The 18,827-nt window shown below is 72.3% G+C and carries 23 protein-coding genes; 11 read left to right on the top strand and 12 right to left on the bottom strand.

Annotated elements, in window-relative coordinates:
* Positions 1–49: 49 nt before the first annotated feature.
* Positions 50–733, top strand: a complete 684-nt coding sequence (locus SJY14_RS14085) for a hypothetical protein (protein ID WP_071255018.1) — start codon at positions 50–52, stop codon at positions 731–733.
* A 79-nt stretch (positions 734–812) separates the two neighbouring features.
* Here SJY14_RS14085 and SJY14_RS14090 read toward each other — a convergent pair whose 3' ends face one another.
* Positions 813–1,442 carry a maleylpyruvate isomerase N-terminal domain-containing protein gene (locus tag SJY14_RS14090; RefSeq protein WP_396599205.1) on the bottom strand — a complete coding sequence of 210 codons (630 nt, stop codon included), beginning with the start codon at positions 1,440–1,442 and terminating at the stop codon, positions 813–815.
* Positions 1,443–1,519: 77 nt separating this feature from the next.
* On the opposite strand from SJY14_RS14090, the gene SJY14_RS14095 reads away from it, so the two are divergent.
* Together SJY14_RS14095 and SJY14_RS14100 are read left to right on the top strand one after the other, a co-directional pair.
* Positions 1,520–2,155, top strand: a complete 636-nt coding sequence (locus SJY14_RS14095) for an SRPBCC family protein (RefSeq protein ID WP_396599206.1) — start codon at positions 1,520–1,522, stop codon at positions 2,153–2,155.
* Positions 2,152–2,835 carry a DUF4166 domain-containing protein gene (locus SJY14_RS14100; RefSeq protein WP_396599207.1) on the top strand — a complete coding sequence of 228 codons (684 nt, stop codon included), beginning with the start codon at positions 2,152–2,154 and terminating at the stop codon, positions 2,833–2,835. The genes SJY14_RS14095 and SJY14_RS14100 overlap by 4 nt, the downstream gene beginning before the upstream one ends.
* 278 nt (positions 2,836–3,113) lie before the next feature.
* On the opposite strand, the gene SJY14_RS14105 is transcribed toward SJY14_RS14100, so the two are convergent.
* Both SJY14_RS14105 and SJY14_RS14110 read right to left on the bottom strand, forming a co-directional pair.
* A complete protein-coding gene (locus SJY14_RS14105) occupies positions 3,114–3,800 on the bottom strand; it encodes a DUF6518 family protein (RefSeq protein ID WP_071255009.1) in 687 nt (228 codons plus the stop codon).
* Between the two features lie 187 nt (positions 3,801–3,987).
* A complete protein-coding gene (locus tag SJY14_RS14110) occupies positions 3,988–4,662 on the bottom strand; it encodes a DUF4232 domain-containing protein (RefSeq protein WP_071255008.1) in 675 nt (224 codons plus the stop codon).
* A gap of 207 nt (positions 4,663–4,869) precedes the next feature.
* Here SJY14_RS14110 and SJY14_RS14115 point away from each other — a divergent pair, with 207 nt between their 5' ends.
* The gene (locus tag SJY14_RS14115) at positions 4,870–6,075 is read left to right on the top strand and encodes a GDSL-type esterase/lipase family protein (RefSeq protein ID WP_396599208.1); all 1,206 of its coding nucleotides are present in this window, start codon (positions 4,870–4,872) and stop codon (positions 6,073–6,075) included.
* Positions 6,076–6,165: 90 nt separating this feature from the next.
* Here the strand turns inward: SJY14_RS14115 and SJY14_RS14120 are convergent, their stop codons facing one another.
* Positions 6,166–6,342 (bottom strand): CsbD family protein, encoded by a 177-nt coding sequence (locus tag SJY14_RS14120; protein WP_143048571.1) that lies wholly within the window; start codon positions 6,340–6,342, stop codon positions 6,166–6,168.
* Between the two features lie 191 nt (positions 6,343–6,533).
* Here SJY14_RS14120 and SJY14_RS14125 point away from each other — a divergent pair, with 191 nt between their 5' ends.
* Positions 6,534–7,709: a LysM domain-containing protein gene (locus SJY14_RS14125; RefSeq protein ID WP_396599209.1), complete on the top strand. Its 1,176-nt coding sequence runs from the start codon at positions 6,534–6,536 to the stop codon at positions 7,707–7,709.
* Positions 7,710–7,810: 101 nt separating this feature from the next.
* Positions 7,811–8,497 carry an alpha/beta fold hydrolase gene (locus SJY14_RS14130; RefSeq protein ID WP_071255302.1) on the top strand — a complete coding sequence of 229 codons (687 nt, stop codon included), beginning with the start codon at positions 7,811–7,813 and terminating at the stop codon, positions 8,495–8,497.
* Positions 8,498–8,574: 77 nt separating this feature from the next.
* On the opposite strand, the gene SJY14_RS14135 is transcribed toward SJY14_RS14130, so the two are convergent.
* A complete protein-coding gene (locus SJY14_RS14135; RefSeq protein WP_396599210.1) occupies positions 8,575–10,299 on the bottom strand; it encodes a RecQ family ATP-dependent DNA helicase in 1,725 nt (574 codons plus the stop codon).
* 204 nt (positions 10,300–10,503) lie between these two features.
* Here SJY14_RS14135 and SJY14_RS14140 point away from each other — a divergent pair, with 204 nt between their 5' ends.
* Both SJY14_RS14140 and SJY14_RS14145 read left to right on the top strand, forming a co-directional pair.
* Positions 10,504–10,701, top strand: a complete 198-nt coding sequence (locus SJY14_RS14140) for a hypothetical protein (protein WP_054146271.1) — start codon at positions 10,504–10,506, stop codon at positions 10,699–10,701.
* A gap of 60 nt (positions 10,702–10,761) precedes the next feature.
* Positions 10,762–11,004 (top strand): hypothetical protein, encoded by a 243-nt coding sequence (locus SJY14_RS14145; protein ID WP_071255002.1) that lies wholly within the window; start codon positions 10,762–10,764, stop codon positions 11,002–11,004.
* Between the two features lie 17 nt (positions 11,005–11,021).
* Here the strand turns inward: SJY14_RS14145 and SJY14_RS14150 are convergent, their stop codons facing one another.
* Together SJY14_RS14150 and SJY14_RS14155 are read right to left on the bottom strand one after the other, a co-directional pair.
* On the bottom strand, positions 11,022–11,873 hold the full coding sequence (locus SJY14_RS14150; protein WP_071255000.1) for an alpha/beta fold hydrolase: 852 nt from the start codon (positions 11,871–11,873) through the stop codon (positions 11,022–11,024).
* A gap of 50 nt (positions 11,874–11,923) precedes the next feature.
* Positions 11,924–13,048, bottom strand: a complete 1,125-nt coding sequence (locus tag SJY14_RS14155; protein WP_083396178.1) for an AI-2E family transporter — start codon at positions 13,046–13,048, stop codon at positions 11,924–11,926.
* Positions 13,049–13,221: 173 nt separating this feature from the next.
* On the opposite strand from SJY14_RS14155, the gene SJY14_RS14160 reads away from it, so the two are divergent.
* Positions 13,222–14,175: a manganese catalase family protein gene (locus SJY14_RS14160; RefSeq protein ID WP_054146268.1), complete on the top strand. Its 954-nt coding sequence runs from the start codon at positions 13,222–13,224 to the stop codon at positions 14,173–14,175.
* An 84-nt stretch (positions 14,176–14,259) separates the two neighbouring features.
* On the opposite strand, the gene SJY14_RS14165 is transcribed toward SJY14_RS14160, so the two are convergent.
* From SJY14_RS14165 to SJY14_RS14185, 5 genes are all read right to left on the bottom strand, one after another.
* Positions 14,260–14,859: a DUF3618 domain-containing protein gene (locus SJY14_RS14165; protein WP_071254998.1), complete on the bottom strand. Its 600-nt coding sequence runs from the start codon at positions 14,857–14,859 to the stop codon at positions 14,260–14,262.
* Positions 14,856–15,290: a phage holin family protein gene (locus SJY14_RS14170; protein WP_255364166.1), complete on the bottom strand. Its 435-nt coding sequence runs from the start codon at positions 15,288–15,290 to the stop codon at positions 14,856–14,858. Before SJY14_RS14170 ends, SJY14_RS14165 begins: the two co-directional genes overlap by 4 nt.
* Positions 15,287–16,237: a hypothetical protein gene (locus tag SJY14_RS14175; protein WP_071254997.1), complete on the bottom strand. Its 951-nt coding sequence runs from the start codon at positions 16,235–16,237 to the stop codon at positions 15,287–15,289. Before SJY14_RS14175 ends, SJY14_RS14170 begins: the two co-directional genes overlap by 4 nt.
* A gap of 238 nt (positions 16,238–16,475) precedes the next feature.
* A complete protein-coding gene (locus tag SJY14_RS14180; RefSeq protein WP_157485592.1) occupies positions 16,476–16,631 on the bottom strand; it encodes a hypothetical protein in 156 nt (51 codons plus the stop codon).
* A gap of 9 nt (positions 16,632–16,640) precedes the next feature.
* A complete protein-coding gene (locus SJY14_RS14185; protein WP_071254995.1) occupies positions 16,641–17,093 on the bottom strand; it encodes a VOC family protein in 453 nt (150 codons plus the stop codon).
* 134 nt (positions 17,094–17,227) lie between these two features.
* On the opposite strand from SJY14_RS14185, the gene SJY14_RS14190 reads away from it, so the two are divergent.
* Positions 17,228–17,911: a GAF and ANTAR domain-containing protein gene (locus SJY14_RS14190; protein ID WP_255364165.1), complete on the top strand. Its 684-nt coding sequence runs from the start codon at positions 17,228–17,230 to the stop codon at positions 17,909–17,911.
* Positions 17,912–17,954: 43 nt separating this feature from the next.
* The gene (locus SJY14_RS14195) at positions 17,955–18,668 is read left to right on the top strand and encodes a GAF and ANTAR domain-containing protein (protein ID WP_071254994.1); all 714 of its coding nucleotides are present in this window, start codon (positions 17,955–17,957) and stop codon (positions 18,666–18,668) included.
* Positions 18,669–18,827 lie beyond the last annotated feature (159 nt).

The raw sequence follows: 18,827 nt of genomic DNA on the forward strand, positions 1-18,827 counted from the left end.
AGCGCGGAGCCGTGGCATCATGTCGCAGCCCCCCATCGGAAGGCGACCCGTGTCGACTCGATCGAGCAGCGACGTCATCGCGCGTGCGACGGCGCAGTTCGACGACGGCAATCACCGCGGCGCATGGGACTCGCTGCTCGTATGGGCCCGGCGAGAACCGCGCGAGATCGCGTACCGGGAGGCGCTTCGCGACCTCTACCGCCGGGCAGGCATGCCCGACCAGGCGGGTCGATGGGGCGCGCACGACCCCGACGAACTCGACGCTCGGGAGCGCCGAAGCCTCGAGAAGTCCTTGCGAGGGTTCGAGACCGAGCGTGCCGTCCGTCGCTACCTGGTCCTGCCCGACGAGGTCGACGACGACCTCCTCGGCCATCTCGGCTCGCGTCGTCACCAACGGCTGCTCCGTCTGGAACCTCTTGCCGAAGAACTCGTCTTCACGGCCGGCATCGTCGCCGGGTTGTTGGGCGGGATCGCCATCGTCGCCGGCGTCGTCCGCACGCTTGCCGAGACCTTCGTCGGCGGCCCCGACACCCAGTCCCTGGCCCAGGTCACGGTCTGCGCCGTGCTCGCCGACGTCCTGGTCGGAGGGGCGCTCCTCGCGGTCGCCAACGGCCTGCGGGAACGATGGATCTCGGCAGCATTCTTCGCCGCGGCCGGCGTCGCCGCAGCCGTGGGCATCGCCCACGCCGATCTGACGACACCCTTGCCGTTCGGCTGCTGGTCGGCGTGCTGAACCCCAGGGGCCAGGCCCTGACGCCGGGTCGGCGACGGCCGTTCAGCTCGACGCGTTCCGCGGCAAATCGGCAGCGCCGTCAGAGCACCGTGTACCCGGCGGCGAGCGCCGAGCGACCCGTCAGGGCCGTCAGGAGGCGCGGTGCGTCAGCCGACGGAGCATCGGCCACGAGGGCGCCGAGCACGACCAGCGCCTGACGACTCGCGACCTCGGGGGCCGGCCCGTCGAGCCCGCCAACCGTCCGGAGGTCGCTCGTGTGGACCACGAGCTCCAGGACGCGCGTCGGCAGGTACGCCTCGAGCCGCCACTCGCCGACCGGCGTCTCCACCCGTGCGTCCGCGGCCCGACCGGCCACCAGACGGGTCACCCGTCGCACCACCACGTCGACGCTCTCGGGCAGGTCGACGCCGAGGTCGCGTCCCGCCTGCCGACCCCTCTCGGCGACCTCGTCCGGATCGGCGCGGCCGCCCCGGACCGCCCGGTGGTAGTCGACGCTCCGGCGGTCGGAATCCGACGACCCGGGCCGCAGGTACTGCTCGACCGTGAGCAGGGCTCTCGACGTGTGCCCGACGAGGTCTCGGCGGCTCCACTCGCCGAGGGCCGGGGCCTCCCACGGGGCCGGGGGCCGGTCGAGCTCGTGAACCGTCTCGGCGAACCATCGCGCCGCCGCCCCGAACGCGTCACGGACCGTCTCGAAGCTCTCGTCCATGGGGTGAGCCTAGAACCGGCCACGACCCGCGTACCGGGGCGTTCCGCCGGCCGTCACCATGCCCTAGCCTCGCCCTCGTGGGGAAACGCCAGATCTACGTCGAGACCGTGATCGACGCCGACCTCGACCGGGTCTGGGCCGCCACGCAGGACCCCGCGCAGCACGTCCGCTGGGACGTCCGCTTCTCGAGCATCACCCCGGGGCCGCCCCGAGCCGACGGGTCGACCCCGTTCCGTTACGTCCGTCGCACGCCCGTCCACACCGTCGAGGGCACCGGCGTCAGCATCGGCGAGCGCCACGGCGCCGACGGTTCGCGCACCTCGGCCCTGCGGTTCGCGACCGACGACGTCCTCTCGCCGATCCGGGCCGGGCGCGGCTACTGGCGCTACCTGCCGACGGCCGACGGGCGGACCCGCTTCGTGACCGGGTACGACTACGACTCGGGCTGGGGTCCGCTCGACCTGGTCGTGCGTCCGCTGCTCGGTTGGGCGACGGCGTTCAGCTTCGACCGCCTGCGCCTCTGGCTCGAGACCGGCCACGAACCCGAGCGGTGGCCGCTCGCCAGCGCCCTCGCGTTCTGGCGTCGAGACCGCCCCCGCGCCTCCCGCACCCTTCGTGCGCCCGCGGGCGGCACGCGCGCGGGCGACCACCTGCGGGAGGCGCCGGTCACCCTGGCCACGCTGCCCGACCCCGCGAGGCGGTCACCCCGATGACCTCGATCTTCGAGCAGGCCCTCGGCGACGAGTTCACCCGCCTGCACCCGATGATGCAGCGGCGCTTCGGCGTCGGCCTGGACTCGGGCGAGGCCTGCGTGGGCCGGGGCGTCATGTCGTCGATCCGGCGGGGCCCGTGGTGGACCGTGCCGTTCCTGCAGATCGGGCGGTTGCGCAACATCCTCGTGCCCGACGTCGGCCACGACGTGCCCTTCGTCATCGAGAACTACCCGTACCGCGACGGGCTCGGACGCGAGACCGTCACCTTCGTCCGCTCGTACAGCGTGCCGCGTCGGCGCGCGGGCCGACGCCCGGTCCGCTTCGACGCGACGATGGTGCTCGACCGTGGGCGGGTGCTCGACTACCTCGGCACGCACCAGCACCTCGCGGTCGACCTCGACCTGACGGTCGACGACCGCGGCGGCCTCGTCCTGCGATCCGAGGCGCAGCGCTTCCACGAGGGGCCCGTCTCGTTCCGCTTCCCGATGCTGTTCAGCGGTCGGGCCGAGCTGCACGAGTGGTGGTCCGACGACGACGAGTCGTTCCACGTCGACCTCGAGGTGCACAACCACCGCTTCGGGTTCCTGTTCGGCTACCGCGGCACCTTCACCTGCGAGTGGGTCGCCGCCTCCGACGCGCCCGACCGTCTGAAGCCGCGACGCACCGAGGCCCGCCTCTAGGTCGTGGGCCGTACCGGTCGGACCCCGTGGCGCGGGCCGGTCGTGAGCCCACCCCGCCCCGGCACCGACCCCGTCGGCAGATCCTGACTCCTGTCACGGCCGCCCCCGTCCCACGCCGATCGCGGCACCCCGCCGCGGCACCGGCCAGGAATAGCCGACTCCGACACCGACACCGACACCGGCGTCGGGCCCGGGCTTCGGCCTCGGACCCGGGCCTCGGCGTCGTCGGCCACCCAGGAGGCGAGGGTCGAGTCCCGTCGGAGAAACGACCCGGCCGGTCACATCAGCAGGCGAGGAAGGGCCGTGTACGCGACGACGAACAGGATCGACAGGGCCACCACCGACCCCGCCGTGACGACGGGCACCCACGTCCGGGCGGACGACCGGGTGCGGATCGCACCCCAGGCGAGGAAGGCCGCGCCGAGGACCAGCTGGATCACCCAGTAGATCGCCCCCGGTCCCTGGTCGAGGACGACGAGCCCGTAGAGTCCCTCCCCCACGAGCACCGTCGAGAGCGGTGCGACTGCCAGGGTCCGCCAGGTGGGCGACGACGATCGGAGGAGGGCGGCGCCGACGCCGATGACCGGGCCCACGAGGAGTCCGAGGATCGTGAAGACGTTCTGGAACGGCTCGTCGTAGGGGAAACCGCGCCACCCCGACACGAGGCGGTATCCCTCGACCATCAGCACGAACGCCACGGCACCCAGCACTGCCGACAGGGCCGGACGGGCCCGCGCGGTCACGACCAGCGCGAACACGAGGATCGACCAGCCACCGGACGAGTTCGCGAATCCTCCGAGCCATTCGGGCAGGAAGCCCTGCGCGGGGCTGGTCAGGCCGCCGAGCACCAGGGCTCCGGCCGCCACCACCGCGACCCGACCGGCGGCGCGGGCCGCCGTCCCGGCCCGGGCCCCCTGCCGTCGGGCGGTCGGCACGGTGGGGCGGTCGAGTCGGGTCTCGGTCATGGCAGCTCTCCTTCGAGGAGGTGCCAGCGTACGAACGCCCGGCGTCGCCACGCGTCCTCCGCGGGTCGCAGACCGTGCCCCTCGAGGATGACCTCACCCGTCGAGGGGACCCCGAGACGTCGAACCGTCGCCCACGGGAGGACGATCCGCGTCTTCTCGGATGGATGCCGGCCGGACTCCTGCGGCGTCAGAAGGTGGCCAGCGCGCTGACCGTCATCTGCTGCACCTGCGCGTTCGCGCACGCCTCGTAGCTCGACCCCGACGCGGGGACGAAGATCGACTCGAGCGAGCCGGGCGGGTAGACACGGAACCCGTCCGTCGCCTGCGGCCGGCACTCGGACGCGTCGTAGTTCCCCGTCTGGGCGATCCGCACGATCGTCTGCACCTCCCCACCGGGGACGAGCGTGTGGGCCTCGTGCGAGGACGAGCGGTCGAGCGCGGCCGAGGCACCGATCTGGGTGCCGTTCCCGTCGCCGACGAACGAGACTCCGGGCCAGCCCTGCAGGGTGCAGGAGCGCTGGCCGCTGTTCGTCAGGATGATGGCGACGCCGTAGCTGCCGGCCGCGCCCCCGCCCCCGTCGGCGATCTCGGCGGTGAGTTCGCCCACGGTGCACCGCGAGGACGCGTCGCCCGTGGCGTCGTCGCCCAGGTCGCCACCGCCTCCCGAGGCCCCGTCGGGGCCCGGCGTCGCCGTGGTGGCGGCGGTGGGTGTCGACGTGCCGGGCGTCGGTGAGGCCGTGACGGTCACGGTGGGGGTCGCCGTCGTCTCGGGGCCGCTCGACGACGAGCAGCCCGAGACGACGACGGCGAGGGACGCCACGACGACCGCGGCGGGGACGAGGGAACGGAACGAGCGGTTCATGCCTCCACCGAAGCACGATCGGCCTGCGTTTTGCACACTCTGCACGATTCTCCGCGAAGCGCGTTGTCAAGCCCCCCGCCGTCGGGATGCGCAGGAGGCGGTCCCTGCCTACGCTCGGTCGGACCAGGCCAGCATCGTCGATCGCGTGACGGGGGGTTCTTCGAGCCGTCCCCGTGACGGCATCTCTCCCGCCGATGCGAGGCCTCCATGCTGTCCGCCGTCACCCACGCTCTCGCCCGCCCTCTGATCCGGACCTGGCTCACCGCGAGCCCCCACTCGTGGGAGCGCCACGTCGTCGCGACCGATTCGCCCCACCTGCACGCGCCGGGCACCGACCCCGATCGCGTGCTGCTGGTGGGTGACGGAGTGGCCACAGGTCGTGGGGTCCGGACCCACGAGCTCGGCCTGCCCGGTCATCTGGCCCGCAGCCTGTCGGCGCTGACGGGGCGGGCGACGGACGTCGACATCGTCGTCGACGGTCGGATGACCGTCCGGCAGGGTCCGGCGGCCGTCGCCGAGATCGACCTCGCGCGCTTCGACGCCATCGTGTTGTCGTTCGGCGCGAACGAAGCCCTGTCGCTGATCGACGTCGCGACCTGGGCCGACGACCTGTCGGCACTGCTGACGGACATCGCGAGCCGTGCTCCCACGGCGACCACCACCTACGTGCTCGGCATCCCGTCCTTCACCGTGAACCCGCACTTCCCGCCGCGACTCGGTCGCCTCGTCGACCGGAACTCGGTCCGCCTCAACGACGTGATGCGGCGGGTCGTGGCCAGCCATCCCTCGATGGTCTTCGTGCCCGAGGCCGAGGGCCACGCCTTCGAGGCCGAGAGCGCTCCCGTCTACGCCCGGTGGGCCGCCCCGATCGCCCTGCACATCAGTGACGGTCTCGACCCGGCGCGCCCGGCGGCCGAGGACACCGTGCAGGCGGACGAGAAGGCCCGCCTCCGCTCCCTCGACCGACTCGAGCGACTCCGCGGAACCGACGACGACCCCGAACTCGACCAGCTCACCGACCGGGCCCGACAGCTCTTCGGCACGACCCTCGCGGCGGTCACCCTGATCGGCAGCGACACCCAGGAGATGAGATCGGTGTCGGGGACGGACGCCCTGGCCTTGCCCCGTTCCGAGTCGTTCTGCGACACGACCATCCGACGCACCGGTCACCTGGTGATCGAGGACGCCAGCCTGGACTCGCGCTACGCCGACTACTCGGTCGTCGCAGGCGAACCCGGCATCCGGTTCTACGCCGGCTACCCCCTCGAGGCCCCGGACGGTCAGCGCGTCGGCGCGCTCTGCGTCATGGACACGGAGGCGCGGCGCTTCTCGACCGAGGACGCCACGGCTCTGAGGGCGCTCGCCCTCGCGGTGCAGCGGCACCTCTTCCGGCACGAGCCGGACGCCGGCTAGGCCCGCGTCCAGGACGCGGGCGGACGACGAAGGGCCCGACATCCGCGGATGTCGGGCCCTTCGGGGTGCCGACCGGGGTCGGCGGGACGATCAGCTCTGGCCGAGGTCGTCCTTGGCCTTCTCGGTCTCGAGACGCTCTTCGCTCATGTGCTGGTCCTTCTGGCCCTGCTTCGTGAGCTCTTCGTCGTCCGTGCGCTTGCCGACGGCCTCTTCGGCCTTGCCGGCAGCCTTCTGGACGAAATCTTTTGCCTTGTCGCCAACGGACATGACGTACCTCCTGGTTGTGGGTCGACCGGACTGACCCGGTATTACCGTGACGGTAGGCCGGGCATCCGCCCACCGCCGGGGTTCACAGGCTGTTCCAGGCTCGTACCCGCCCCGGTGCCGGCACCGGCACCGGACCGATCGGTCTCGACCCGGCCCACCCCGTCCCCTAGGATCATCGCCGAGGGGGCACCATGGCACGACACGCACCAGGGGCGGGCGACGACGACGTCACGCCCGGCCACGAATTCTTCGCGCCCCGCGCGTCCGACACCGGCGACGACACCGGCGACGACCCCGCCGCGGACCACGCGCCCGACGGCACCGAACCCCGGCTCGTCGCATGGTCGCACCGCGGCGCCGCAGGCACGGCCGGTGCCGCGGCCGCGTCGTCGGCCGACCCGGCGAGCGCGACCGACGACGACCAGGACGACGGACCCGCACCCCGGTCCGGGCGCCGCCGTCTCGCGATCATCGGTGGCGTCGTCGCCGCCACGGCCCTCGTCTCCGTCGTCGTGAGCGCAGTCCTGTTCACGAGCGACTCGGCCCCGCTCGCGGCCGGCGCCCCGACCGAGTCCACGCGCCCGACCACGGTCGCCCGCACCTCGACGCCCACCCCGAGCGCGACCCCGTCGCCGACCCCGACGGCCTCCGCCACGCCTTCGCCCCGGGCGGCCACCCCTCCGCCGCAGGACGCCGCCGTGCCGGCGCCCTTCATCACCCCGGTCGCGGCCGGCACGGTCGTCGCCGAGGGCGACCTCGCCTCCCCCAAGGGCAGCATCCACCTGCACTACCGCGTGGTGGCCGGAGGCGACGACACCTACGCGACCGAGCTCACGAACGCCACCTCGAGCCTGCCCGTCCCGGTGGGGGTCGCGTTCTACCAGGTCGCCCCGTCCGTCGGCGACGGCGTCACGTACGGCGGCGACGGGGGCGTCGAGCTCGGGGCGTCCGTCACGACCCCGACGGCGGCCTCGGGCAGCTTCGGCTCGATCAGCCAGCCCTCGTACCTCTCGACGCTCGTCGTCCACTCGACCAGCACCTCCTCGGACGTCCCCGTCGAGATCTCGGCCGGCAAGGTGCTCGCCGTCGCCCCGGTCGCCTGGTCGGTGCCACCGCGGCAGACGAACATCGTCCCGGTCGACTCGGGTGCGGTGGCCTTCGCCTCGGGGACGCTCGAGGCGACCACGGCGTCGGGGGCACCCAAGCGGTACACCGTCGCACCCGACGACCTCATCGACGTCGTCGCCCAGCGCTTCGGCATCTCGGTCTCGGCGCTCCTCTTCATGAACCAGGGCCTCCAGGTCATCGATGACGCCCAGCACCTGTTCGAGGGCACGACGCTCGTCCTCGACCCCGACAGCGCCTGACCCGACCGGTCGAGATGTCACGACGTGCCGCTCACCTCTACAGGTGAGCGGCACGTCGTGACATCTCGGCACCCGGCCGGGTCCGGGCCTAGGGTCGGGTGGTGTCCCACCTCCGCGTCCTCGTCCGTCACGCCGTGTGGTGGGTGCAGGACTACGCCTACGCCGCCGTCTGGCAGCTGCGCGCCGTCACGAGTCCGCGCGACCCCGACCGCTACCTCGGCGGCACCGGTCGGCCCGTGCTCGTGATCCCCGGCGTGTGGGAGACCTGGTCCTTCCTGCGACCGATGATCGAACGCCTGCACGCCGAGGGCCATCCCGTGCACGTGTTGGACGACCTGCGCTGGAACAGCCGTCCGGTCGAGGCCACCGCACGCGACGTCGCCGCGTACCTGCTCACCCACGGACTCACCGACGTCGTGATCGTCGCCCACAGCAAGGGCGGCCTGATCGGCAAGTACGTCATGGCGCTGCTCGACGAGACCCGGCGGGTGCGCTCGATGGTCGCCGTCTGCTCGCCGTTCTCGGGGTCGCGCTACGCCACCTGGCTGGTGCTGCCCGCGCTCCGGGCCTTCTCGCCCCGTGACGCGACGACGATGCTGCTCGCGCGGGACGAGTCGGTCAACGGCCGCATCACCTCGGTCTTCGGCGAGTTCGACCCGCACATCCCCGAGGGCAGCGAACTGCCCGGCGCCGTCAACGTCCGCCTCCACGCGGGCGGACACTTCCGGGTGCTGGCCCACCCCCGCACGATCGCCACGGTGCTCGCCGCCGCGGCCGAGCCCGTCTGAAGGCCCGTCCCGCCTGACGGCCCGTCCCGCCTGACGGCCCGTCCCGCCCCGCCAGACGACCGGTCCCGCCGGACGGGTCAGGCCGGCGTCAGCAACTCGTGCGCGAGCACGTCGGCGACGGCCAGCACCTTGTAGCCCTCGCTCTCGAAGAACACCGTCATGCGGTCGGAGTCCGTGCTCATGACGGTGCCCTCACCCCAGGTCGCGTGCACGACGCGGGCGTCGGTAGCGAACGCGGGAGGCGCGGTGTCGGTGACGTCGTCCTGCCCGCCCTGGTGCGCCTCCTCGGGGTCTCCCGCCTTCTCGGCGGCCCGGCAGCCGTCGCAGTTGCCGCAGCGCTCGGGCGACTCCTCGCCGAAGTAGCCGAGCAGGAAGTGCCGTCGGCAGCCGGGAGCCTCGGCGAAGGTGCGCATCATCTCGATGCGCGAGCGCTCGACCCGGTCGCGCGTCTCGGCGACCCCGCGCGCCGCCTCGGCCGCGCTCCGGGCGTCGAACCCGTCGACCGGCTCGAACCCCTTCGACGACTCGGACAGGGCGCCGCCCTCGAGCAGCAGGTCGACGAGGCGCGAGACCGTCCGGGCACCGAGTGCCAGCTGGTCCGACACCTCCGACCGCCGGACCGGCCGACCGGCCGCCGACAGCGCGGTGAAGACGCCCCGCAGGTCCGCGCGCCCGGGCAGTCCCGAGGCGAAGAACGACCGCAGCGACAGGTCCTCGGGCCGGTAGTGCAGGGTCGCGGTGGCGGGGTCGCCGTCCCGCCCGGCCCGACCGATCTCCTGGTAGTACGAGTCGAGCGAGTCGGGCACGTCGGCGTGCACGACGAACCGGACGTCGGGCTTGTCGATGCCCATGCCGAACGCGCTCGTCGCCACGACCACGTCGACCTGGCCCGCGTGGAACCGCTCGTGCAGCTCTCCCCGCTCGGCCGACCGTTGACCGCCGTGGTAGCCCACGACGGTGCGGTCGGGGCAGCGCTCGGCGATGGCCGCGGCGTAGTGCTCGGTCGCCTTGCGGGTGGCCACGTAGACGATGCCCGGCGTGGTCGAGGCCGCCACCTGCTCGACCACGGCGCGGGCCTTCTCGTCGTCGTCCTCGTGCCGCACGACCTCGAGGGCGAGGTTGGGTCGGTCGAAGCCGTGGCTCAGCACGAGCGGGTCGTCGAGGCGCAGGCGCTCGACGATCTCGTCGCGCACCGGGCCCGACCCGGTCGCCGTCAACGCCAGCACGGTCGGGCCGCCCAGGCGCTCGACGACCTCGCCGAGGTGCAGGTAGTCGGGCCGGAAGTCGTGGCCCCACGACGACACGCAGTGCGCCTCGTCGACGACGACGAGGGCGACCCCGGCGTCGCGCAGGCGGTCGACGGTGTCGTCCCGCGCCAACTGCTCGGGGGCGAGGAAGACGTAGGTGACCTCTCCGGCGGCGAGACGGCTCCACCCCTCCTCGTTCTCGGCGTCGGTGTGGCCCGAGTTGATCGCGACGGCCGGCGGGGCGTCGGGTCGGCCCACGAGGCCGGCGACCTGGTCCGCCTGCAACGCGATGAGGGGCGAGACGACGACCGTCGGCCCGTCGAGCACCGCGCCGGCCACCTGGTAGATCGCAGACTTGCCGAAGCCGGTGGGCATGACCGCGAGGGTGTCCCGTCCGGCGACCACCGCCTCCAGGGCCTCGAGCTGGGCGGGGTGAAGGTCGGTCCAACCGAAGAGGTCGGCGGCGGCACGGATGATGTCGTCGGTGCGGTCGGTGCGGTCGGTGCGGTCGGTGCGGTCGGTGCGGGTGGGTGCGGTGCGCGTCGTGGTGCTCATGTGGTCCTCGTTCCGGTGGGGCAGAGGTCCATCCCAGGCACGTGCGGGGCGACACGCGCGGGCCTGCCAGCCGATGCCCGGCCCCTGCGTACCCCACCCGTCGCGGGCCGCGCATGCTACCCCCGACGTCCGTGCCGAGTCGTCGGTCACGGCAGGAGGCGCGGGTCCGGTCGGCGCGGACCCCCGGGGCGTAGCGTCCGGTCCATGAGCGACGAGAAGCAGACCGAACCCGTCATGGACGGCGCCACCGAGGCCACCGACCACGAGAAGCTGAGCGGCCTGATCGAACAGGTCGAGGCCGACCACGGCGACGAAGGGGCGGCCTCGATGGCCGACCACCTCCGCGACCGCATGGACGAGACCGCGCAGGCGGACGAGAGCCCGGCCGACGCCGAGGAGTGAGTCCCGGGGCTCCATCGCGAGGTGGAGCCCCCGGCCGCGGTCGTGACCTAGCGTCGAGGGATGTTCTCCAACGGCTTCTCCCTCGTCGGTGTCCTCTACCCCGTCTTCTTCGTGGTCGTGTTCGCCCTGGCCGTCACGCTGGGGGTGCTCCTCATCCGCACCCTGCTCTGGGTCATCCGGGCGTTGACGGTCTACACACGTGAGCGCGAGCTCCGCATCGACCTGCTGCTCGCCGGCGACGACGACCCGGCCGGCCCCGTCGACCCGTCGGCCCCTCGCGTGCCGGGCGGCCCTGCGGTCTGACGACCAGGAGGCGCGGCTCAGTTCCCGGCGCCGCCGACCACCTCGCGGACGAGGTCGGCCACCAGACCGGGTCGCTCGAGTCCCGGCAGGTGCGCGACGTCGGGCAACACCCGACCCGGCCCCTGCCCGAGGCGCCGGGCCGTCTCGACGTAGAACGGCTCGTCGGCGGGGATGTCGAGCGCGCCCCAGGTCGCCAGGACCGGCGCCGTCACGCTGTCGAGTCGACTCCAGGTGTCGAGCCCGGCGTCACCGGCCCCGTCCGGCGCGGCGACCTCGAGGATGCGAGCGTTCATCCGCTCGAACAGTTCACGGGGGGCACCCGTGACCCGCCCGGCCTCCGCTGCGGGCCCGTCGAGCCAGAGGCGGGCCAGCAGGCGGACCTGCGCGTCGACGTCGCCGATGCCGGACGCCTCGTCGAGCTCCTCCATCACGGGACCCGACGCCGGGTCGGGCGTCCAGTCGAAGGGCGTGTCCTCGTCCGTCATGCCGCTGACCGCTGCGCCGATCAGCAGGACACCCGCCACGCGCTCGGGTGCGGTCACGGCCAGGTCGAGGGCGAGCGCACCGCCCATCGAGTTGCCGACGAGGAACGCCCGCTCGACGTCCAGCCGGTCGAGCACCTCGACGAGGTCGCCGAGATGGGTGGCCGGGCTGCCGTCGGGCGCGGCCGGGCTCTCGCCGAACCCTCGGCGGTCGTAGGCGACGAGATCGAGACCGTCGGCCGCGAGTGCGTCGCCCACGGCCGTCCAGCTCCGTCGGTCCGCGACCCCGGCGTGCAGCAGGACGACCGTCGGCCCGTCGCCCGGCCACCGGACGGCGGCCAGGGTGGCTCGGTCGGACAGGACGACGTCGACTCGTTCGGCACTCATGCCGGCCACGGTAGCGCCGTGCCGTGCGTCTGCCCAGACCCCGCGGCTGCCTAGACCCGCTGCTGCCTCGGGACGACGACACGTTCGAAGACGACCACCCCGGCCGTCGCGATCGGGATCGCGACGAGGGCGCCCAGGACGCCGCCCAGTGCCCCGCCGCCGAACGCCGCCACGATGACGAGGGCCCCCGGCACGGCCACGGCCTTCGACATCACCCTCGGAGTCAACACGTAGGCCTCGACCTGCGCGTAGACGAGCAGCACGATGCCGACGACGACCGCGGTGACCGGTGAGACGGTGATCGTGGCGGCGATGATGATCGCGTAGGCCACGACGGTGCCGACCACGGGGATCAGTGCCCCGAGGAAGGCGAGGGTCGCGAAGAGCACCGGCACCGGCCCGCCGGCGATCGTCAGGACGACGAAGACGAACACGGCGTTGACCGCGGCGAGCGCCACCTGCCCGGCGACGTAGCGGCCGACCGACAGGAAGATCTCGTCCGAGATGCTCATGACGTTCTCGCGGTGGCTGCGCGGCACGGCGCGGCTGAGCGAACGCAGCATCTGGGGCAGCGTGATCGCGAAGTAGAGGGTGAGGATCGCGACGACGATCACCGCGGTGACGGCGTTGGTGATGCCCTGACCGACGGCGAGCAGTCCGCCACCGAGGGCGAGCAGCTGGTCGGGGTCGAGCAGGTACGACGTGACGGCCCCGACCGCGTCGTCGACGTCGACGTCGAACCCGACGGTCTCGACGGCCTGCTGCACCCACGGTTGACGTGACAGGTCCTGCAGGGCGCCGGGCGCGGTCTGCACGACGTGCCCGATCTGCTCGATCAGCGCGGGTACCACGGCCGCGACGATGCCCACGACGATCCCGACCACCAGCACGACGGCGACGATCACGCCGACCCAGCGTGGGGCGCCGGCGCGTGCGAGGCGTCGGACGACCGGCTCGAAGGCGAGTGCGAGGAAGAACGCCAGGCCGATGTAGACGATGATCGTCGACAGGGCCATGAGGGCGACGATGATGCCGACGCCGAGCCCGCCGCCGAGCGTCGCGATGAGGCCGAACCGGAAGGCGCCGGGGCGCTGCATCGGGCTGGGCGGGGTGTCGCTCTTCGTGGCCGTGGCGGCCGAGCGACGCACGAGACGGGCGCGGGGTGACGAGGGCATCCGACCATCCTGACGCGTCGGGCGCGCCGAGGGCCGACACCGCCGAGGAGGCGCGGGTGCAGACAGAGGGGTACATGTCACCTGGCAAGGTGGCCCGCCCACGACCGTGCCCCCCGAAGAGGGCGCAGCCTGAGGTCGACGGCAACGCGTCGCCAGAACACCGAGGAGGCTCCATGTACTTCCACGCACAGACCTGGATCAACGAGATCGCCGACGGCGAGCCCGACCCCGCCGCCGCCAACGCCCTGCAAGAGGGGCTCGGCGGCCAGTTCGGCGAGATGCGCACCATGATGCAGTACCTCTTCCAGGCCATGAACTTCCGGGGCCCGTCGGCCAAGCCCTACCGCGACCTGATCCAGGGCGTCGGCACGGAGGAGATCAGCCACGTCGAGCTGATCGGCACGACCATCTCGCGTCTGCTCGACGGCAGCCCCGAGTACACCGGCAAGCTGACCGACCCGCTCGACACCCCCGGTGCCGGTGGAGCGACCCCGCTGAACATCGCGCTCGACACGGGCAACATCCACCACTACCTCGTGGGCGCCCAAGGTGCCCTGCCGGTCGACTCGGTCGGCAACCCGTGGAGCGGCAGCTACGTCTACAACTCCGGCAACCTGCCGCTCGACCTCCTCTACAACGTCATGCTCGAGTCGACCGGGCGTCTGCAGAAGTGCCGCATCTACGAGATGACCGACAACGCGGTCGCCCGCAGCACCCTCGCGTACCTGATCGTCCGCGACCAGGCACACGAGAACGCCTACGCCAAGGCGCTCGAGTCGCTCGGGGTGAACTGGAACAAGCTGCTGCCGATCCCGAAGACCAACGCCGAGAAGTTCCCCGAGGTGAAGAAGCTGCTCGACCTCGGTCTGCAGAGCAAGCAGTACAGCTTCGATCTCGACGGCAAGAGCGAGGCGAGCAAGATCTTCCGCGGCCCGTCGCCCTCGAACGACGGCACCGAGCTGACCGCGACCGAGCAGGCCCCGCAGGGCGTGCCGTCGACGATCAGCCCCGAGCGCCTCGAGGAGTTCTCACCCGGCCTCGACGCCGACCTGCTCGAGCTGATCCAGGCCACCGCCGACCTCGAGCTGCAGGAGATCGAGTCGTACTACGGTCCTACCGCGAGCTGACCCGTCCCGTCACACGGGAAGGCCCGCCCCGACTCTCGTCGGGGCGGGCCTTCCTGCGTCCGGGCCGACGCGTGCGGGGTGAGGTCAGGCCCCCTGCACGTTCTCCTTGGACTGCTGGGCACTGTCCTTGACGTCGCCCGCGGCGCTCGAGGCGTCGTCCTTCACGGTCGAGGCGGCGTCCTGCGCCGTGCCCTTGACCGACGCGAAGGCCTCCTGAGCCGGTTCCTTCAGGTTCGACGCCACGTCCTGGGCCGCACCCTTGACCGAGTCGAGCGCCGGGCCCGCCGCGTCCTTGGCGTCGGAGACGAGCTCCTTCTCCTTGTCCGTGGCGGGGATCAGCGACGACACGAGCCAGCCGGCACCGAAGGCGATCAGGCCGACGGCGAGCGGGTTGCCCTTCGCCTTCCGCACGGCCGCCGACGAGGCGTCCGAGACGCTGCCCGCGGCGTCGTGACCGGCACCCGAGGTGTTGGAGGCCGCGTCGTGCGCCGCCCCCATGACGGACTCCTTGACGCCCGAGAAGCGGCTCTTCACCTTCTCGGTCTGACGGTGGGCGATGCTGGACGGGTTCACCTTGTCGGCGAGTGCGTCGACGTCGTAGCTGAGCCCGGCGCGGGTGCGCTCGATCTCGGCACGGATCTCGTCGGGCGTACGGCTGCTGCCGTTCTGGTCGGTGGTGCTCATGCGGTGCCTCCAGGCGTCATGGTCTCGGGGATCTTCTTGAGGGAGTCGACCGTCTTCGGTGCCCCCTTGATGCTCTTCAGTTCCTTCCGCCCGCGCAGGAACAGCACGAGGGCGACGATCGCGTAGACGACCGCGATGACCAGCGACGACCAGCCGAGGCCGATCAGCGAGCCGAGGCCCCACATGGCCGCCAACGAGACGAACAGCAGGGCGAACAGGCCCGTGAGCCCGGCCCCGCCGAACATGCCCGCGCCCTTGCCGGCCTTCTTGGCCGACTCGGTCAGCTCGGCCTTGGCGAGCTCGACCTCCTGGCGGAACAGCGTCGAGATGTCGCCGGTCACGCCCGTGAGCAGGTCGCCGAGCGACGTCGTCGCGGCCTTCTCCTCGGGTGCGGGCGGCGTCGACACGGGCTCGCGGAACGGGTCGCTCACGCGCGCGTCCCCGAGGTGCCGGGCCACGTGGTGGGCACGCTGGTGTCGGGCGTGGCCGTGCCGAAGCCGGGGACGTCGCCCTCGGTGACGACGTCGTACTCGCCGGCCACGGGGCCGACGTCACCGACGAGACGGCTCGGCGTGGTGGACGACGCAGGAGGCGCGGGCTGGCTCGTCGCGCCTCCTGCGTTCTCGGCCGTGGCGGCGTGCTCGTCCTTGGCCTCGGCCGTCAGCGACTTCACGACGCGTCCGGCGAGCAGGCCCGAGATCGCGGCGATGGCGATGAAGGTGCCGGGCTTTCGGGCCGCGTACGACTTCACGTCGTCGAGCAGGCTGCCCGGGTCGCGACCTTCGAGCCAGCCGGCGACGCCGTGGGCGCGACCGGACAGGTTGCGGACGAGCTCGCCCGCGACGCCGCTGTCGGCCGAGTCGGCCATCGAGCCGAGCTGCTCGCCGACCTGGCGGAGGCCGGCCGCGGCCTTCTCCTGCTGGGCGCCGGCCTGCTCCTTGAGCTCGCCGGTGGCCTGGCCGAAGAGCTGCTTGGCCTGGCCTGTGGCCTCGGAGGCGACCTTCGAGGCCTGCTCCTTGGCGCTGCCGGCGACGTCGGAGGCCGCCGACTTCGCGTCGTCCGCGACACCTGCCGCCTCGTCCTTCGCGGCGCCGGCCTTGGCCTTCGCGGTGTCGGCCGCGCCCGAGCCGGAGCCCGTGGACTCGTGGGCCGGGTGCTCGACGACGACCGGGGCCGCCGTCGCGCTGAAGTCGCTGGCCGTGGCATCGGGGTCCGTGATGTCGGCGTACGCCCCGACCTGGTCGCCCAGGTCGGTCACCGCGTCGTCGCGGCGCAGGTGGTCGTGGCCCGAGGCGACGCCGGGCTGCGGCTGCCCCTCGGTGGTGCGGTCGAAGACCGGGGTGGACGGGTCTCCGTCGTAGCGCTTGTCGTCGCTCATGTCGTGCCTCTCGGATCGTCGACGACCGCTGGTGACGGTCGTGATCGGGGTCGGACCTGTCACTCTCTCCCCCTCGCGGGGGACGGAGGCCGCACATGGTGAGAACGCCTCAGGGGGTTGACTTCCGTGGCCGGAGAGGGAGCGGCTCGAGGGCGGGCCCGCCGAGAAGACACGACATGCCGCTCACGTTCGTTCGTGAGCGGCATGTCGTGACATCTCGGGGCCGAGGCCCTGGCGACTAGCTGTCCTTGCCGTCCGAGACCTCGCTGTCGTCGCTCTCCTCCGAGTCGTCGACGAGTCCCTGCTTCGACCCGTCGGCCAGGTCTTCCGTGTACTTCTTGTCGTCTTCGGTGATGTCGGTCGAGCCGTCGGGGATGCCGTTGTCGTTGGTCATGCCCGCACGCTACGCCCTGCCGTCGGGGTGCGGTGCGGCGAGCTCGAGGTTGACGTCGTCGGGGTCCTGCAGCGACAGGACGACCAGTCCGAACGCCGGCAGAGGCGTCACCTCGCCGTGTTCGACGCCCGACTCGTCCAGGCGCCGGGCGGCCTCGTGCAGCTCGTCGACCGACCCCACCGAGAAGCTCAGGTGATCGAGCCCGACACGATCGGGGTCGAAGCGGTCCCCGGCAGGCGCGACGGGTCGGAGCCCGAGCGTCTGGCCAGCGAACGTGAACGAGCAGCCGCCGTAGGTGCGCTGCGGGTCGTCGTGGATCGTCGGGTCGTCGATCTGGTCGCTGAAGTCGCTGCCCGGGGGCATCCCGAACAGCCGTTCGTAGAAGGCCTTGCTGCGGTGGATGTCGGTCACGGTGAGCCGGACGTGCGAGAAGCCGCGGGGCGTGACGATGGGGTCGCTCATGGCGTCATCCAACCCCCTTCCGAGGCCCGCCCGACCCACTAGAGTCGACCCGATGGCCCCCGGGGCCCCAGGGGAGGAACCCGTGCACCCGTCTCCACCGCCCTCGTCGTCGTCCGACGTGCCCAGGAACCGACGTGGCTGAGCCCGTCGCGGTGAGGGCCGCCGCCGCCGCCCTCGTCCGGGCGACCGGTCCGGGCGGCGACCTCTGCCGCCCGTTCCTCGACGCCTTCGGTGTCTCGGGCGCGGCGATGTCCACCCTCGGAGGCCCTCTCGGCACCGGCGCCGTCTGCGCCAGCGACCCGCTCTCGGCCCGTCGGGACGAGATCCAGTTCGATCTCGGAGAGGGCCCTTGCTGGCAGGCGCACAGCACGAACCGTCCCGTCGTCGAGTCCGACCTCGCCACGACCCCACCGACGGCCTGGCCCGCCGCCGCCGCCGCCCTGACCGAGGCCGGCGTCGCGAGCGTCGCGGCCTTCCCCCTCTCCTACGGCCGACTCGACCTCGGCGCGGTGGACCTCTACAGCGACGACCGTCGTGAACTCACCGACGTCGAGGTGGACCAGGCCGAGACGCTCGCCTGCATCGCGGGTCGGGCCGTCCTCACCCGGGCGCTCGACGCGCTCGAGGCCGGCGACGACAGCCTCTTCCCCACGACCTTCACCCGCGAGGTGCACCAGGCCTCGGGCATCGTCATGGTGCAGCTCGGCGTCGGCGTCGACGAGGCCCTGCTCGTCATCCGCGGACACGCCTGGTCGAGCGGGCGGCCGCTTCGCGAGATCGCCAGCGAGATCGTGCTTCGTCGTCTGGACTTCTCGTGACGCCGGACCCCGGTCGACACCGACACGGCTTAGGCTGGCGCCCGTGACCGACCGCGAGAGAGAGACCCAGCTCCTGCAGACGTTCGTCACGCTCGCGGACTCGCTCGTGACCGGCTTCGACACCATCGACGTGTTGCAGATGCTCGTCGAGCGCACCACGGCCCTCTTCGACGCCGCGGACGCCGGCATCATCCTCGCCGGCTCGACCGGCGACCTCGAGGTGATCGCCTCGACCAACGAACGCAGCAAGCTCGTCGGGCTGCTGCAACTCCGTGCCGGCGAAGGTCCCTGCGTCGAGTCCTACACGACGGGCTCGGTCGTCTCGGTCCCCGACCTCGGCGACATCGACGACCGCTGGCCGGTCTTCGCCGACCTCGCCCGCGACTCGGGCTACGGTTCGGTGCACGCCATCCCGCTGCGCCTGCGCGATCAGACCCTCGGATCGTTGAACCTGTTCCGTGACACGACCGGCATCCTGAACCCCGACGACGCCACGGCCGCCCAGGCACTCGCCGACGTGGCGACCATCAGCATCCTGCAGGAGCGCGCGCTCCGAGAGATCGACTCCACGCGCGATCAGCTGCAGCGCGCCCTCGACAGTCGCATCGTGATCGAACAGGCGAAGGGCGTCGTGTCGTACACGCAGTCCGTCGACATGGACGAGGCGTTCCAACGCATCCGCCGGTACGCCCGGGCGAACCGGCTCTCGTTGGTCGAGGTCGCGTCCGACGTGGTGGCGCAGCGCCTGACCGTCTGACGGGTGGGCTAGGCGCAGCCCTCCGAGGCGCGTACGGTGGGACTCGGCAGCCCCAGACCCCGGTCGCCCTCCTCTCGCACTTCGCGGAGGCGGCCCGAGTGGAGCCCCCATGCACCCTGATCCGACGGAACCGATGCCCCGCAATTCGTTCGACGAGAC

Source organism: Frigoribacterium sp. R86507 (genome assembly GCF_044597695.1).
Classification (GTDB): Bacteria; Actinomycetota; Actinomycetes; order Actinomycetales; family Microbacteriaceae; genus Frigoribacterium.

Coding starts and splice junctions, on each gene's coding strand:
- SJY14_RS14090 (WP_396599205.1), bottom strand. CDS start 1,442: ATGGACGAGAGCTTCGAGACGGTCCGTGACGCGTTCGGGGCGGCGGCG.
- SJY14_RS14100 (WP_396599207.1), top strand. CDS start 2,152: ATGACCTCGATCTTCGAGCAGGCCCTCGGCGACGAGTTCACCCGCCTG.
- SJY14_RS14105 (WP_071255009.1), bottom strand. CDS start 3,800: ATGACCGAGACCCGACTCGACCGCCCCACCGTGCCGACCGCCCGACGG.
- SJY14_RS14110 (WP_071255008.1), bottom strand. CDS start 4,662: ATGAACCGCTCGTTCCGTTCCCTCGTCCCCGCCGCGGTCGTCGTGGCG.
- SJY14_RS14115 (WP_396599208.1), top strand. CDS start 4,870: ATGCTGTCCGCCGTCACCCACGCTCTCGCCCGCCCTCTGATCCGGACC.
- SJY14_RS14120 (WP_143048571.1), bottom strand. CDS start 6,342: ATGTCCGTTGGCGACAAGGCAAAAGATTTCGTCCAGAAGGCTGCCGGC.
- SJY14_RS14125 (WP_396599209.1), top strand. CDS start 6,534: ATGGCACGACACGCACCAGGGGCGGGCGACGACGACGTCACGCCCGGC.
- SJY14_RS14135 (WP_396599210.1), bottom strand. CDS start 10,299: ATGAGCACCACGACGCGCACCGCACCCACCCGCACCGACCGCACCGAC.
- SJY14_RS14140 (WP_054146271.1), top strand. CDS start 10,504: ATGAGCGACGAGAAGCAGACCGAACCCGTCATGGACGGCGCCACCGAG.
- SJY14_RS14145 (WP_071255002.1), top strand. CDS start 10,762: ATGTTCTCCAACGGCTTCTCCCTCGTCGGTGTCCTCTACCCCGTCTTC.
- SJY14_RS14150 (WP_071255000.1), bottom strand. CDS start 11,873: ATGAGTGCCGAACGAGTCGACGTCGTCCTGTCCGACCGAGCCACCCTG.
- SJY14_RS14155 (WP_083396178.1), bottom strand. CDS start 13,048: ATGCCCTCGTCACCCCGCGCCCGTCTCGTGCGTCGCTCGGCCGCCACG.
- SJY14_RS14160 (WP_054146268.1), top strand. CDS start 13,222: ATGTACTTCCACGCACAGACCTGGATCAACGAGATCGCCGACGGCGAG.
- SJY14_RS14165 (WP_071254998.1), bottom strand. CDS start 14,859: ATGAGCACCACCGACCAGAACGGCAGCAGCCGTACGCCCGACGAGATC.
- SJY14_RS14175 (WP_071254997.1), bottom strand. CDS start 16,237: ATGAGCGACGACAAGCGCTACGACGGAGACCCGTCCACCCCGGTCTTC.
- SJY14_RS14180 (WP_157485592.1), bottom strand. CDS start 16,631: ATGACCAACGACAACGGCATCCCCGACGGCTCGACCGACATCACCGAA.
- SJY14_RS14185 (WP_071254995.1), bottom strand. CDS start 17,093: ATGAGCGACCCCATCGTCACGCCCCGCGGCTTCTCGCACGTCCGGCTC.